This is a genomic window from Flavobacterium sp., from assembly GCF_039932285.1.
GTDB lineage: Bacteria > Bacteroidota > Bacteroidia > Flavobacteriales > Flavobacteriaceae > Flavobacterium.
Genome location: NZ_JBDTQE010000069.1, coordinates 1 through 14,404 on the forward strand (window position 1 = coordinate 1; position 14,404 = coordinate 14,404).

A 14,404-nucleotide genomic window follows, 5' to 3' on the forward strand; every position below is an offset into this window, starting at 1 on the left:
CAAAATTGAAAAATACACTATATATGTATAAATGCATTTTTCATTTATTTTTCTTCTGTTGTAAGTGGCTTATGGGATTCTTTCCAGGCTTTTACATATATAATATACTTTACATCATTTTTCGCAGCTTGTTTCGGTAACCTTCCGTCAATAAATGATTTGTACAATATTCCTTCAATAGTAAGATCTTCGGCAACTGTATAAGGATCGTATTTGGTTTTGAGGTTTATGTCGAATAATCTTGCGGTATTGTTAGACCAAAAGGCTTTCCAACCGCTTTTTAATTCTTTAATCAAATCGAAAGTGGTTGATCCTGTTTGTCTGTCTATTAGTTTTACTAACACTTGCCCATCTTTGCGACTGAGTTTTTTAAGTTGCGCTTCAAATTCGTTTGTTAGATAGTTTTCCACTAGCTTGAAGTATTTTCGTTTGTCTCTTTCGGATTTTAGCTCTTTCATTCCAATATTAAGTGCCGTTAGTCTATCTGCAGCAATTTTTGCATAAGGATATACCTTGAGTACACGACGTTGAAGTATTAGAAATCTTTTTCTTTCCTCAGCAGATTTTATATCATATCTATTAGAGATATAAACTTCTTCCAGCTCAATTGGGATTTTTGCGACTGTATCAATTCCAATTAAAGGTTTTTCAACTTCAATTGTATCGTTTTTTTTAACTTGACCAAGTGAAATGGTTGTTATAAAACAAATTATTATTAGAGTGAGTGTGTATTTCATTTTATTCAACTAATTTTTTATCAAAAATATATAATTATTGTACAACTGTTATGCCAAATTTATAATTTAGCAAAAAATATTTTTATGAGCACGAAATCTATATTAAAAAAGTCATCTCTTGATTTTTTAGAGAATTATTTAAATAATGCCTCACCTACTGGTTTTGAAAGTGAAGGGCAAAAATTGTGGATGGATTATTTGAAACCATATGTGGATACTTTTATTACCGATACTTACGGAACTGCAGTTGGGGTTATAAATCCGGAAGCTAAATATAAGGTCGTTATTGAAGGTCATGCTGATGAAATTGCTTGGTATGTAAATTATATTACCGATGACGGATTAATATATGTAATTCGTAACGGAGGTTCTGATCATCAGATTGCGCCATCGAAACGTGTAAACATTCATACAAAAAATGGGATTGTAAAAGGTGTTTTTGGTTGGCCAGCGATTCATACTCGTAATCGTGGTAAAGAAGAAGTCACTAGAATAGATAATATTTTTATCGATTGTGGGTGTATGACAAAAGATGAAGTTGAAAAATTAGGTATTCATGTAGGTTGTGTCATTACTTATCCTGATGAATTTATGATTCTGAACCATGATAAATTTGTTTGTCGCGCTATAGATAATCGTATGGGAGGATTTATGATTGCTGAAGTGGCCCGTTTGCTTCATGAAAACAAAAAGAAATTACCTTTTGGATTGTATATTGTAAATGCTGTTCAAGAAGAAGTGGGTCTTCGTGGTGCCGAAATGATTACACAAACTATTAAGCCTAATGTTGCCATTGTGACTGATGTATGTCATGATACAACCACACCAATGATTGATAAAAAAATAGAAGGTGAAACTAAAATAGGTAAAGGCCCAGTCGTAACTTATGCTCCTGCGGTACAAAATAATTTACGCGAACTGATTATAGATACTGCTGAGAAAAACAAAATTCCTTTTCAGCGATTGGCTTCCTCTCGTGTTACAGGAACCGACACTGATGCTTTTGCTTACAGTAATGGAGGTGTGGCTTCGGCATTAATCTCGTTGCCTCTACGATATATGCATACTACTGTCGAGATGGTGCATCGCGATGACGTAGAAAATGTGATTAAATTGATCTATGAAACATTATTAAAAATAGAAAATAACGAAACCTTCTCTTATTTTAAATAGTTTTTTCAGGAGCTAATCCCGCTATTTGTTACAATCTTTTGCTTTTATAAAGAAAAAAGCAAAAGGATTTCCACTGCTATCGGGGCTAAAAAAAGCCGAAATTCTAAATTGAATTTCGGCTTTTTGTTAGTAATACACTTATTCGATAAGATGCTATTCTAAAAAATTTAATAGAACTAATAAATCGAGATTTTTTCAAATTTATAGCTAACCTTATTTTAGTAAATCGCTCTCAGTAATCTCTTTATCTTCAGCAATTATATCATCTATTGATTTGTTTAGTGAAACAAATTGTACATTATCTATAGAAATATCTATAACTTCATTATTGATTATTGCAAAATAAACAAGGTACTCAGGTTTTTCAATTTGAGTTCCAATAATACTATTGTTTTCAATGATTATTTCGTCAATCGATTTTTCGTAATGAGATCCAAAAATAGTATTAATGTCTAAAAGTGTTGAATCTTTTACTTTGTAATAAATTTTTTCTGACTTTATTTTATTGATACCACCAACCGAAGTAATTAAATTTTCTTGATTGACTATTTCACTATTTAACGCTATATAGTTAGTGATAAACTTGTTGTTAAACTGATTTGATCTTACTGTAAAACTTGAAAAAGAGATTACAAGGATTCCTAAATAAATGATTGATTTTTTCATGATGATTAATTTTTAAAATATATTTTGTTTTTATACCTACTAATATTCTATGCAAATATATATCTAAAAGAAGGTATCTTGTATTGCATAGTATTAAAATTTAAGATAATATTAACTTTTTGAGTGCTAAAAAGGAGAAAGGAGATATGTTTTTATTAATTTTACATCGCAGAAAATATTAACTTTACATAAAATAATTCTTGAAATGCAATCGAAAGCAAAAAATGTATCTGAATATCTAAATGAAATTCCTGAAGAAAGACAACAAGCTTTTAATAAACTTCGAAAAACTATTTTAGAAAATATTCCAAAAGGTTTCGAAGAATGTATGATTTACGGAATGGTTGGTTATGTTGTTCCTCATTCTATTTATCCAAAAGGTTATCATTGTGACCCAAAATTGCCTTTGTCATTTACAGCTATTGCATCACAAAAAAACTTCATTGCATTATACCATATGGGGATTTACTCAAACCCTAAACTATTAGAATGGTTTACTACTGAATTTCCTAAACATAGCAAATACAAACTGGATATGGGGAAAAGTTGCATCCGTTTCAAAAAATCAGACGGCATACCTTTTGAATTAATTGGAGAATTAATGACAAAAATATCTGTTAATGATTATGTGACTAATTATGAATCGCTTTTAAAAAAGTAGTCTTTAAAATTATAAAAATCATCAAATAAAAAAACGCCTTGCTAAAATTAGCAAGGCGTTTTTTTATTTTTTCATTACGCTTTTTTAAGTAAATCTAATACATCAATCGCTTTAGACATTTGAGCATAATTTAAAGCGGTATAACCTTTTTCGCTTTTTATATCAATTATTGCACCTTTATCCAGTAAAAATTTTACGATTTCTACTTTATTATAACGTGCTGCTAACATTAATGGAGTCATACCATCAGAAGTTTGATTTACATCTTCTCCGTATTCAATAAATTTTTTGATAGTTTCTAAATCTCCTTTAATAATTGCAGTGCAAAGTGGTGTTGGACTAAAAATAGTTTCTACATTGATTTTGCTTGAAACATTTGAATTTGATGCAAATGAGTCATTTGCAAAAGCTACTAGAGCTACTCCTAAAATAATGATTGTTTTTTTCATGATGATTATTTTTAATTAATGATTACTAATAAGACGTTTAGAAATTATATACGTTACAACCTTTTTAAAACTCTAACATATATTTAACATTTATTTGAACAAGAGAAACTTTTAATTTCTTGTACAAAGAAAGAAAAACCACGTAAAAACGTGGTTAGTATATGATTAAAAGATAGTTAATTTATTGGTTTAAAAAACTCAAAACATTCTTTTCAATTCTTTCATTAATATTTGATATATCTGCTTTTACGAATTTTTCTCCTAAAATATTTTCATACAATTCGATGTAACGTTCTGAGACTGATATAATATATTCATTAGACATATCTGGTATTTGTTGCCCTTCTTGTCCTTGAAAACCGTTTCCTATTAACCAACGACGCACAAATTCTTTTGATAATTGTTTTTGTTCTTCATTCTTATCTTGTCTTTCCTGATAACCATCGGCATAAAAATAACGAGAAGAATCTGGCGTGTGAATCTCATCAATAAGAACAATTTTTCCTTCCTTGGTTTTACCAAATTCATATTTAGTGTCAACAAGAATTAATCCGCGTGAAGCTGCAATTTCAGTTCCTCGTTGGTATAAATCTCTAGTGTATTTTTCTAAAACTAAATAATCTTCTTCAGATACAATATTTTTTGCTAAAATGTCTTCACGGGAAATATCTTCATCATGAGAGCCATTATCTGCTTTTGTAGTTGGTGTAATTATTGGTGTGGGAAACTTATCGTTCTCTTTCAATCCTTCAACCATTGTTACGCCACAAATTATTCTTTTTCCTAAAGCATATTCTCTGGCTGCGTGACCTGAAAGATAACCACGAATAACCATTTCTACCTTAAATGGATCACATAAATGTCCGACAGCTACATTTGGATCTGGTGTCGCAATAAGCCAATTTGGAACAATATCTTGCGTGAGTTCCATAAACTTAGTGGCAATTTGATTTAAAATTTGCCCTTTATAAGGAATTCCTTCTGGTAAAACGACATCAAAAGCAGATAATCTATCGGTAGCGACCATAACTAAAAGTTCCTCATTTATATTGTAAACTTCTCTTACTTTGCCTCGATAAACAGTTTTTTGATTTGGGAAATTAAAATTTGTAGTTGTAATTGTGTTCATCGTTGTGTTGTTGTTTCCGCAAAAATAGTTTGTTTTATGAATATTGTCAAAAGAATCGTGATTTTTATCTATAAAAAAAAGCTGCTCTTAGTGAGAACAGCTTTTAATAGAACTATTTAGAGTTTACATATTTATAGACCAAACTGAATAACTATTAGGCGGACATTGTATTTTCACCCAGCTATCACCTTGTGTGGTTGGCAACCAATTAGATTGTCCTGTAAAATCTTTAATTTGCGCATTGCTCCAGTTTGTAGGAACCCATCTTTCTTGCCATGATGCAGAATTATTAAGATAAACTATTAAACCTGGATTGCCGTTATAACCATTTCTTCTTGCAACATACTCATCATTATCTGAATATAAAATTGATGTATTTCCTGTTGCTTTATTATTATGAATCCAAATTAAGTTGTTCAATTTTGATTTGTCTAACCACTCTTCGTAATCTCTATAAAAAATTGTTGGATATCCTTCGTGAGTTAAAATATAAGCATAAGCTAAATTCTTTTTCCAAATTTCGTTTGTATCGTGATTAGAAACAAAAGTTACTGCTTTATAAGGGTTTCTTTTCCACATCATATCATCATTCAAAAGAGCTAAATTATTTCCGTCGAAAGCATCATGCATTTTATAATAACATGCAAAATCGAAAACAGAACTATTGGCATTATTAGCCCACCATTCTAAAGTGTTTACATTCGAATCCCAATATTCTCCAACTGAAAAACCTCCAACATTTGCATTCCACTGATTAACAACCCAAGGACCAAAACCTTTTACATAATCGAAACGCCAACCATCAAATTTCATTGTGTTTTTATAATATTTCCCAACACCATCTGCTCTAAACCATAACCAATCTTTCACATAAGGTGAAGCATGACATAGATCTGGAAATCCTCCAAAAGCGCCTTCGTCATTATTCCCGTATGAATTTTTGTAAAAATCATTATAGGTTCGTTTAAACTTACCCGAAGCAACTCCATTAAAATTAGTATAAGTATTAGTTCCTGTAAAGGGATTGCTTTCTAACTGACCTCCGCTATTATGGTTAATGACTATATCCGCAAAAACCTGCAAATTTTGAAGATGAGCATTAGTGATAAGACTAGTTAATTCAGTTTTTGATCCAAAACGAGTTTCAATAGAACCATTTTGATTAAAATCTCCAAAATCGAAATAATCTGTTGGATCATAACCCATAGAAAATGCTCCATTTTGTGCTTTAGATGCTGGCGGCAACCAAATAGATGAAATTCCGGCATTTGCCCAATCTGTTACTTTAGCATTAACAGTGTTCCACCATGTTCCACCAGCAGGTACATCCCAATAAAAAGCTTGCATCATTACGCCTCCCCCAGGCCCTGCAACATATTTACTTGTTTGTGATGTGTTTATATTCCCCGTACTAAAAGGATGTCCGTCATGCTTGGTTACATTTATCACTTTACTTTGTTTAGCAATATTTAATGCCTCGTCTTGTGATTTGTCTTCTGTATTACAAGCATAATTAGCTATTAATAAAGAGAATAACAAAATTTTAATTGTTGGTTTATTCATAAAATTAGTTTTTAAAGTTGGTTTTTGATTTGATAAATTTTACCTTATTGACTAAATTTATATAATTTTTGTTACGTTCAATACAAAGTGATTTTAAACACACTAACGAAAACGTTATAGTGTTGAAAAGTTTTAATTATACATAAAAATACAAGTGATTTTTTAATAAAAATAAAATTATAGATTTTATAAATTATCAATTTAATAACTGTTGCTTTTTTTGAAAAAACAAAATTATTTTATAACACTGAACGTCTTATTAAACTATTAAATAATCTGTAACCTAATCTTGATCGAAGAATTTTCATAGCATTTGCATCGAAACCTATCGTGTATCTTTTGAATTTTTTTGGGGGATTTTCGGCAATACTCAATATTTTTTGAGTGATTGTTGGCAATAAATCTTTATTCTTAGCTGTTTTTTTGTGCAATAAATAAGTAACCTTATCCATTAGTTTATTATAGGACTCAATTTCTGATTTTTCACATTTTGTAACATTTGCCTGAAAATCAGTTTTTGCATTTCCAAACTGTACGGTACACACTTTGATATTAAAATCAATCAACTCATAAGCCATACATTCTGAGAAACTTTCGACCGCTTTTTTTGTTGAATGGTAAAAACTTCCCAAAGGCAAATTGACCAAACCTGCAACAGAAGTTATATTAATAAAAAGTCCGTTATTTTGTTCTCTAAATACGGGAATAAAGGCTCTACATACTTTTACAACTCCTAACCAGTTAATATCTACAATACTTTTTATCTTATCATCTTCAGATAATTCGACAAAACTTCTGTAACCTACACCAGCATTATTGATAACAACATCGATAGTTTTAAAATCTTTTAGAATTTCAGCCTTTGCCGTTTCGATACTTTGTGTCGAAGTTACATCGAGTAAATAAGGCTTTATATTGGGTATATTATGAAGTGACTCGCCCTCTTCTAATGAAATCATTGTGGCTATAACTTGCCAACCATTGTTTACAAAAAGCAGTGCCAATTCTTTTCCTAATCCGCCTGATGCTCCAGTAATAAGTACGTTCTTCAAAATTATTTTTTTTGTATGTTGGTAAAACTACATAAAATAAAATGCAATATTAAGTTTTGATGGAAAATTAAAACAATTATACCTGACAGGTTTTTGAAACCTGTCAGGTATAAAAAAACTTAAAATATGACTTTACTTAATCATTATTCTCAATCTGTTTGTAAGCGTCTATTACTTTTTTAACCAATCGATGGCGAACAATATCTTTGTCATCAAGGTAAATAATACCAATTCCTTCCACGTCTTTTAGAACCAGAATTGCTTCTTTAAGCCCTGAAATGGTTCTTCGTGGCAAATCGACCTGACCTGGATCGCCTGTTATCATAAACTTCGCGTTTTTCCCCATACGTGTCAAGAACATTTTCATCTGCGAATGCGTCGTATTTTGAGCTTCATCGAGAATTACGAAGGCATTATCCAATGTTCTTCCTCGCATAAATGCTAATGGTGCGATTTGTATAATTCCTTTTAGTATATAATCTTCGAGGGTTTGTGGTGGCAACATATCTCGCAATGCATCATATAATGGCTGCATGTAAGGGTCTAGTTTTTCCTTTAAGTCTCCTGGTAAAAAACCAAGATTCTCACCAGCCTCAACCGCTGGACGAGTCAAGACAATACGTTTTACTTGTTTTTCTTTCAATGCTTTTACAGCCATGGCAACACCAGTATAAGTCTTTCCAGTTCCCGCAGGACCTACTGCAAAAACCATGTCGTTTTTATTTATACAATCGACCAGTAATTGCTGGTTTGGCGTCATGGCTTTAATGAGCTTTCCTCCTATTCCGTGGACCAAAATCTTATCGCTGTCTGCCATTTTTTGTTCTTCTCGAGAATCGCTCAAAATCACTCTATCAATAACATTGTTATCAATCGTATTATAACGTGTAAAGTGAACCATGAGTCTGTTGAAGCGTTTTTCGAATTCGTCTAGCTCTTCTTTTTCGCCAAAGGCTTTTAGTGTTGTTCCTCGCGCTACTATTTTTAGCTTCGGATAATACTTTTTAATTGTTTCTAAATGAGCATCTTGTGTGCCCCAAAATTCTTTTGGAGCAATGTCGTGTAATTCAATGATTCGTTCGTTCAAAAGCAGGAAGATTAAATTAAAAAAATAAGTTAGCTTTGCATATCTCAAATTTAATAAATTTAGAGGAACATTACTAGAATAGTTATAAACAAAAAGATGTCAATAATTACGCTTACTACTGATTTTGGCTTGAAAGACCACTTTGTTGGCGCTCTAAAAGGCAAGTTAATTTCGGAATACCCTGAGGTTCAAATCATTGATATTTCTCATCATGTAGATTTGTTTAATATTTCTGAAGCAAGCTATGTTATAAACGCATCATACAATAGTTTCCCAAAAAGAACTGTACATTTTATTGGTATTGATAACGAGCGAACTAACGAAAATAAACACATTGCCATACAATGGAACGATCATTTTTTTGTTTGTGCAGACAATGGTATTTTGAGTATTCTTACTCAGAAAATTGTACCTCAAAAAATGGTCGAAATAAACATTCATGATCGCTTACCCGATGGTTCGACCGATTTAGATGTCTTTGTAAAAGTAGCTTGTCATCTTGCAAAAGGCGGGTCACTAAGTGTAATTGGAAAAGAGATTTCAGCTATAAAAATTGTAAACGAATTGCAAGCCATTGTTGCTTCCGATTCGAATAGCATAAAAGGTTATGTGGTTTATGTAGATCATTTTGGGAATTGTGTAACCAATATCTCGAAAAAAATGTTTGCCGAAATTGGAAATAATCGCAATTTTGAGATTAAATTTGGCACCAAAATCATCAAAAAAATTCATGCTAATTATTCTGATTTTAAAGTATCAGAAAAATATACACTGAGAGATTATGAAGGCGAAAAGTTAGCCATGTTTAATGAAGCTGGTTTTCTTGAAATTGCCATTTATAAAAGCAATCCAAAAACTGTTGGTTCAGCAAAATCATTGTTAGGATTGAAATATAGAGACGTGGTGAATGTTGATTTTAGAGTTTAAAAAAACAAGATAAATTATAAATCCTATGTTCGTAAGAATAGTAAAATTAAGCTTTCACGAAGAAAACATTCCAGCTTTTTTAGAAAATTTCGAATTAATGAAAGAAAAAATACGGAATGCCGAAGGAAATCGTTTCTTAGAATTATATCAAGACAAAAACAACAAATGTATTTTCTTTACCTATAGTTATTGGGAAACCGAACAAGATTTAGAAAATTACCGAAACTCAGAATTATTTTATGATGTTTGGACATTTACAAAAAAATTATTTAACGACAAACCAGAAGCTTGGAGTGTCGATAAATTAGCAAGCTTAGAATAATTACGAATTACCGAATAAACAAATAAACACAAATGAAAGCCATATTATTCAAAGAATTTCGTTCCTTTTTTGGTTCGCCCATAGGCTACTTAGTTATTGCCATTTTCTTATTACTAACCGGATTATTTTTGTGGGTTTTTGATGGAGATTACAATATCCTAAACTCTGGATTTGCAGACATGACACCGTTTTTTACCATTGCACCTTGGATCCTTTTATTCCTAATTCCAGCTGTTACCATGCGTAGTTTTTCGGACGAGAAAAAACAAGGAACTATGGAGCTTTTACTAACCAAACCATTATCGCTTTGGGAAATTGTAAATGGAAAATTTTTGGGTGCTTTTTTATTACTAATTATCGCCATAATCCCAACATTAGTTTATGTCAAAGTAATTTATGATTTGGGATTACCTGAAGGAAATATAGATTTCGGAAGTACATTAGGTTCGTATTTTGGTCTATTATTTCTTATGGCAACTTATACTTCCATTGGAATTTATACTTCCACTTTATCAGACAATCAGATCGTAGCTTTTATTATTTCGGTATTTTTGTGTTTTGTTTTTTATTTTGGATTTCAAGGCATTGCAAACTACAAGATATTTGGCAATTTTGGCGAAATAATTGAATCATTCGGAATGGATTACCATTACAAAAGTATGAGTCGTGGTGTGATTGATACTCGAGATATTATTTATTTTGTGAGTATAACTATACTATTTTTGTCGTTTACCGTTTATAAATTAAAATCATACAAATCGTAATGATACCAGTTAAGAAAAAGAAAAATAAGATATTATTATTCACAATTGCCATTATTCTTGTTTTAAATGGTATAGGGAGTCAATTTTTTCATCGTTTCGATTTAACGCATGACAAACGTTACACTTTATCTGAAACTTCGTTAGATATTATAAAAAATGCTAAAGAACCTTTGTATATTGATGTTTTTTTAGAAGGTAATTTTCCACACGAATTTAAACGTTTACAAAACGAAACCAAGCAAATTCTAGATGAGTTTAAGGCTTATAATCCTAATATAATTTACCAATTTGTAAACCCTTTAGAAAATCCTGAAGAAGCCGATGCTATCATCGAATCTTTTGTGCAACGAGGATTAACACCTACAAATATTACTGTTGACGACAAAGGAAAACAATCTAAAGAGATGGTTTTCCCATGGGCAATTGCGACTTATAAAGACAAAAGCACTAAAATTTCATTATTAAAAAACAAATTAGGAGCTACAACCGAACAAAAAGTAGTGAGTTCTGTACAACATTTAGAATATGCTTTTGCTGATGGTTTTCATAAAATAACAACTAAAAAACAAAAGAAAATTGCCGTTATAAAAGGCAAAAACGAATTACCCGATATTTTTAAAGCCGACTTTTTACAATCAGTTCGCGAGAATTATTTTATTGCGCCTTTCCCTTTAGATTCAGTTTCTAAAAATCCTGTGCTTTTCGCAAAAGCATTAAAAACTTTCGATTTAGCTATCATTGCCAAACCAAAAGCAGCATTTTCTGACGAAGAAAAACAAGTTTTAGACCAGTTCATTATCAATGGTGGTAAAACATTATGGTTGGTAGAAACCGTAAATATTGATATGGAAAATCTAAATAAAACAGGAACAAGTTTTGCTTTTCCTTTCGATTTGGGTTTAAATGATATGTTTTTTAAATACGGATTCAGAATAAATCCAATATTGGTAAAAGATATACAATGCGCGCCTATTTCGTTAGCATCTGGAAACAAGGGAAACCAGACACAATATGAGAAATATCCATGGTATTTTTCGCCCTATATTTTTCCTGAAAGTAAACATCCAATTGTAAATAATATTGATGGTGTAAAATTAGATTTTGCCAATGCTATTGATACTCTAAAAAACGGAATCAAGAAAACAATCCTATTACAGACTTCTATTTATTCAAAAAAAGTAGGAACTCCAGTTGAAATTGATTTGAAAATGGTAAACGAAAAGCCAAATCCACAAGACTTTCAACCAGGAAATATTCCTGTAAGTGTATTGCTTGAAGGAAATTTTTCTTCTGTTTTCGAAAATAGAGTTTTAGCTTTTAACGATCCTAGTTTTAAAGCCAAAGGAAAACCATCTAAAATGATTGTGGTTTCTGATGGTGATATTATTAAAAACCAACTCGATGAAAAAGGGCAACCATTAGAATTAGGTTTTGATAAATGGACTAATAAAATGTATGCCAACAAGGAATTTTTAATGAATTGCGTGAATTATTTACTTGATGATAACGGACTTATTAACATTAGAAGTAAAGAAGTCGATTTACCATTATTAGATAAAGAAAAAGTAGCTGAAAACTATACCTATACTCAATTGCTAACTGTCGGATTACCATTGGTATTATTACTGTTTTTTGGAATTGTGATTACTTATTTAAGAAAAAGGCAATTTGGCCGTTAGTTGTTGATAAAAATGTTTTCAATACTGATTAGTTTACGATATATTTGTAAAAAATAATAATGTTCTGAAAATTCAGAACAGAAGAATTTAAAAAAAAGATGATGAAGTTTATAGTATCAAGCTCATATTTATTAAAACAATTGCAAGTTTTAGGAAGCGTTATCAACAGTAGTAATACGTTGCCTATTTTAGATAATTTCCTATTTGAATTAAAGAAAAACGAATTGTTAGTTTCTGCTTCCGATTTAGAAACTACCATGTCAGCCTCACTTACAATCGATTCTAATAGCGAAGGAAGCGTTGCTGTTCCTGCAAAATTATTATTGGAAATACTAAAAACATTCCCAGAACAACCACTTACATTTACAGTAGAAGAAAATAATACTATCGAAATTAGCTCACAATCAGGAAAATATGCATTGGCTTATGCTCCAGGTGATGAATTTCCAAAATCTGTAAACTTAGACGAACCATCTAAAACAATTGTTCCTGCCGAAGTATTATCGACAGCCGTGAGCAAAACAATTTTTGCTGCTGGAAATGATGATTTACGTCCAGTAATGTCTGGTGTATTTTTTCAGTTTTCTCCAGAAGGATTAATTTTTGTTGCTACTGATGCTCATAAATTAGTAAAATACGCTCGTACTGATGTAAAAGCATCGCAAGTAGCTGATTTTATTATGCCAAGAAAACCTTTAAATATTTTGAAAGGAATTCTTGCAACTTCAAACGAAGAAGTAACTATTGAATATAACGATTCGAATGCTACTTTCTCTTTTGATAATTATATTTTAACTTGTAGATTAATTGATGGGAAATACCCTAATTATGAAGCAGTAATTCCAAAAGAAAATCCAAATAAATTAATGATCGACAGAACACAATTTTTAAGTTCTGTACGTCGTGTGGCGATTTTCTCTAACAAAACAACGCACCAAATTAGACTTAAAATTGCAGGAACAGAATTAAACATTTCTGCAGAAGATATAGATTATTCAAACAAAGCTGAAGAGCGTTTAACTTGTGATTATCAAGGTGATGATATGCAAATAGGCTTTAACTCACGTTTCTTGTTAGAAATGTTAGGTAACTTACAATCTGATATGATTATGTTAGAAATGTCTATGCCAAACAGAGCGGGAATCCTTACTCCTGCTGATGGTCTTGACGAGGGAGAAACAGTTACTATGCTAGTTATGCCGGTAATGTTGAATAATTAGATTTGTTAGATTTTTAGACTAACTTAGAATTTTTAGATAAAAAAAATGTTCAGCAAAAGCTGAACATTTTTTTTATTACAAAGTTTTTACTAGATAAATTCCGTCTTCTTTTATCTCAATAAGCTTTTCTTTATACAAAGTACCAATTGCTTTTTTGAAGGTTTTTTTACTCATTCTCAAAACCGTTTTTATATCTTCCGGATGAGAATCATCATTTAAACGAAGGAAACCGCGACTGGCTTTAAGTTCGTCAAGAATAACTTGTGCGCTTGGCTCAACTTTTTCGAAACCTAATTTTGTTGCAGATACATCTATTTTTCCATCAGGGCGAATGTTTTTTATATAACCTACAATTCTGTCTCCAGTTCGTAAATCATCATAAACTTCATTCTTGTATAGTAAGCCTTTATGTTTTTCATTAATGATAACATTAATACCTACTTCTGTAATATGAGAAACAATTAGATCTACTTCTTCTCCATTTTCGACTGTGATATTATCATTATTTAAAAACTGATTGGTTTTACTTGAAGCAACTAATCGGTTTGTTTTTTCGTCCATATAAAGGTAAACTAAATAACGTTTTCCTTTTTCCATCGGTCTGGCTTGTTCTTTAAACGGAACCAGAATGTCTTTTTCCATTCCCCAGTCCATAAAAGCACCTACTTGGTTTACGTAGTTTACACGTAATAGAGCAAATTCGTTTAACAAAATATAAGGTTCAAGTGTCGTTGCTACAGGACGTTCTTCGTGGTCTAGATAGACAAAAACAATAAGTTCTTCGCCTATTTCAAACTCGTTTGGTATATATTTAATAGGTAATAATATATCTTTACTTGGATCTTTATTTTCTTCGGGCAAACCTAAATATAATCCAACCTTAGTCTCACGAAGTATGGTTAGTGTATTGTATTTTCCTATTTCAATCATTTTATTCTGTTTTCTTAAGGCGCAAAGGTACAAAGTTTAGAAGTT

The 14,404-nt window shown here is 31.1% G+C and carries 15 protein-coding genes; 7 read left to right on the plus strand and 8 right to left on the minus strand.

Annotated features, from left to right (window positions below; all coding sequences use genetic code 11):
* Positions 1 to 44: 44 nt before the first annotated feature.
* A complete protein-coding gene (locus ABI549_RS11240; protein WP_348076553.1) occupies positions 45 to 737 on the minus strand; it encodes a DUF4294 domain-containing protein in 693 nt (230 codons plus the stop codon).
* A gap of 84 nt (positions 738 to 821) precedes the next feature.
* Between ABI549_RS11240 and ABI549_RS11245 the strand changes: the two genes are divergently transcribed.
* Positions 822 to 1,910 carry a M42 family metallopeptidase gene (locus ABI549_RS11245; RefSeq protein ID WP_348076554.1) on the plus strand — a complete coding sequence of 363 codons (1,089 nt, stop codon included), beginning with the start codon at positions 822 to 824 and terminating at the stop codon, positions 1,908 to 1,910.
* Positions 1,911 to 2,123: 213 nt separating this feature from the next.
* On the opposite strand, the gene ABI549_RS11250 is transcribed toward ABI549_RS11245, so the two are convergent.
* Positions 2,124 to 2,576: a hypothetical protein gene (locus tag ABI549_RS11250; RefSeq protein WP_348076555.1), complete on the minus strand. Its 453-nt coding sequence runs from the start codon at positions 2,574 to 2,576 to the stop codon at positions 2,124 to 2,126.
* Between the two features lie 205 nt (positions 2,577 to 2,781).
* Here ABI549_RS11250 and ABI549_RS11255 point away from each other — a divergent pair, with 205 nt between their 5' ends.
* Positions 2,782 to 3,237: a DUF1801 domain-containing protein gene (locus ABI549_RS11255; RefSeq protein ID WP_348076556.1), complete on the plus strand. Its 456-nt coding sequence runs from the start codon at positions 2,782 to 2,784 to the stop codon at positions 3,235 to 3,237.
* A 74-nt stretch (positions 3,238 to 3,311) separates the two neighbouring features.
* Here the strand turns inward: ABI549_RS11255 and ABI549_RS11260 are convergent, their stop codons facing one another.
* From ABI549_RS11260 to ABI549_RS11280, 5 genes are all read right to left on the minus strand, one after another.
* Positions 3,312 to 3,686, minus strand: a complete 375-nt coding sequence (locus tag ABI549_RS11260) for an ankyrin repeat domain-containing protein (protein ID WP_348076557.1) — start codon at positions 3,684 to 3,686, stop codon at positions 3,312 to 3,314.
* 181 nt (positions 3,687 to 3,867) lie between these two features.
* On the minus strand, positions 3,868 to 4,815 hold the full coding sequence (locus tag ABI549_RS11265) for a phosphoribosylaminoimidazolesuccinocarboxamide synthase (protein ID WP_348076558.1): 948 nt from the start codon (positions 4,813 to 4,815) through the stop codon (positions 3,868 to 3,870).
* Positions 4,816 to 4,938: 123 nt separating this feature from the next.
* Positions 4,939 to 6,378, minus strand: a complete 1,440-nt coding sequence (locus tag ABI549_RS11270) for an alpha-amylase (protein ID WP_348076559.1) — start codon at positions 6,376 to 6,378, stop codon at positions 4,939 to 4,941.
* 239 nt (positions 6,379 to 6,617) lie between these two features.
* Complete coding sequence (locus ABI549_RS11275; protein WP_348076560.1) at positions 6,618 to 7,430, minus strand: SDR family NAD(P)-dependent oxidoreductase; 813 nt, start codon at positions 7,428 to 7,430, stop codon at positions 6,618 to 6,620.
* A gap of 136 nt (positions 7,431 to 7,566) precedes the next feature.
* The gene (locus tag ABI549_RS11280; RefSeq protein ID WP_348076561.1) at positions 7,567 to 8,517 is read right to left on the minus strand and encodes a PhoH family protein; all 951 of its coding nucleotides are present in this window, start codon (positions 8,515 to 8,517) and stop codon (positions 7,567 to 7,569) included.
* A 96-nt stretch (positions 8,518 to 8,613) separates the two neighbouring features.
* Between ABI549_RS11280 and ABI549_RS11285 the strand changes: the two genes are divergently transcribed.
* The 5 genes from ABI549_RS11285 to dnaN all read left to right on the plus strand — a co-directional run bounded on the left by ABI549_RS11285 (position 8,614) and on the right by dnaN (position 13,429).
* Positions 8,614 to 9,444 carry an SAM-dependent chlorinase/fluorinase gene (locus tag ABI549_RS11285; protein ID WP_348076562.1) on the plus strand — a complete coding sequence of 277 codons (831 nt, stop codon included), beginning with the start codon at positions 8,614 to 8,616 and terminating at the stop codon, positions 9,442 to 9,444.
* Between the two features lie 25 nt (positions 9,445 to 9,469).
* Positions 9,470 to 9,766, plus strand: coding sequence for an antibiotic biosynthesis monooxygenase family protein (locus ABI549_RS11290; protein WP_348076563.1), 297 nt, complete (start codon positions 9,470 to 9,472; stop codon positions 9,764 to 9,766).
* A gap of 32 nt (positions 9,767 to 9,798) precedes the next feature.
* On the plus strand, positions 9,799 to 10,530 hold the full coding sequence (gldF, locus tag ABI549_RS11295; RefSeq protein ID WP_348076564.1) for a gliding motility-associated ABC transporter permease subunit GldF: 732 nt from the start codon (positions 9,799 to 9,801) through the stop codon (positions 10,528 to 10,530).
* Entirely contained in the window at positions 10,530 to 12,209 is a 1,680-nt protein-coding gene (gldG, locus tag ABI549_RS11300) for a gliding motility-associated ABC transporter substrate-binding protein GldG (protein ID WP_348076565.1), read from the plus strand. The genes gldF and gldG overlap by 1 nt, the downstream gene beginning before the upstream one ends.
* A 101-nt stretch (positions 12,210 to 12,310) precedes the next feature.
* The gene (dnaN, locus tag ABI549_RS11305) at positions 12,311 to 13,429 is read left to right on the plus strand and encodes a DNA polymerase III subunit beta (RefSeq protein WP_348076567.1); all 1,119 of its coding nucleotides are present in this window, start codon (positions 12,311 to 12,313) and stop codon (positions 13,427 to 13,429) included.
* Between the two features lie 75 nt (positions 13,430 to 13,504).
* Here dnaN and ABI549_RS11310 read toward each other — a convergent pair whose 3' ends face one another.
* Positions 13,505 to 14,359, minus strand: a complete 855-nt coding sequence (locus ABI549_RS11310; RefSeq protein WP_348076566.1) for a S1-like domain-containing RNA-binding protein — start codon at positions 14,357 to 14,359, stop codon at positions 13,505 to 13,507.
* Between the last annotated feature and the right edge of the window lie 45 nt (positions 14,360 to 14,404).

Bases quoted from the DNA above. Each gene is read 5' to 3' on its own strand.
- ABI549_RS11240 (WP_348076553.1), bottom strand. From the start codon at position 737: ATGAAATACACACTCACTCTAATAATAATTTGTTTTATAACAACCATT.
- ABI549_RS11245 (WP_348076554.1), top strand. From the start codon at position 822: ATGAGCACGAAATCTATATTAAAAAAGTCATCTCTTGATTTTTTAGAG.
- ABI549_RS11250 (WP_348076555.1), bottom strand. From the start codon at position 2,576: ATGAAAAAATCAATCATTTATTTAGGAATCCTTGTAATCTCTTTTTCA.
- ABI549_RS11255 (WP_348076556.1), top strand. From the start codon at position 2,782: ATGCAATCGAAAGCAAAAAATGTATCTGAATATCTAAATGAAATTCCT.
- ABI549_RS11260 (WP_348076557.1), bottom strand. From the start codon at position 3,686: ATGAAAAAAACAATCATTATTTTAGGAGTAGCTCTAGTAGCTTTTGCA.
- ABI549_RS11265 (WP_348076558.1), bottom strand. From the start codon at position 4,815: ATGAACACAATTACAACTACAAATTTTAATTTCCCAAATCAAAAAACT.
- ABI549_RS11270 (WP_348076559.1), bottom strand. From the start codon at position 6,378: ATGAATAAACCAACAATTAAAATTTTGTTATTCTCTTTATTAATAGCT.
- ABI549_RS11285 (WP_348076562.1), top strand. From the start codon at position 8,614: ATGTCAATAATTACGCTTACTACTGATTTTGGCTTGAAAGACCACTTT.
- ABI549_RS11290 (WP_348076563.1), top strand. From the start codon at position 9,470: ATGTTCGTAAGAATAGTAAAATTAAGCTTTCACGAAGAAAACATTCCA.
- gldF (WP_348076564.1), top strand. From the start codon at position 9,799: ATGAAAGCCATATTATTCAAAGAATTTCGTTCCTTTTTTGGTTCGCCC.
- gldG (WP_348076565.1), top strand. From the start codon at position 10,530: ATGATACCAGTTAAGAAAAAGAAAAATAAGATATTATTATTCACAATT.
- dnaN (WP_348076567.1), top strand. From the start codon at position 12,311: ATGAAGTTTATAGTATCAAGCTCATATTTATTAAAACAATTGCAAGTT.
- ABI549_RS11310 (WP_348076566.1), bottom strand. From the start codon at position 14,359: ATGATTGAAATAGGAAAATACAATACACTAACCATACTTCGTGAGACT.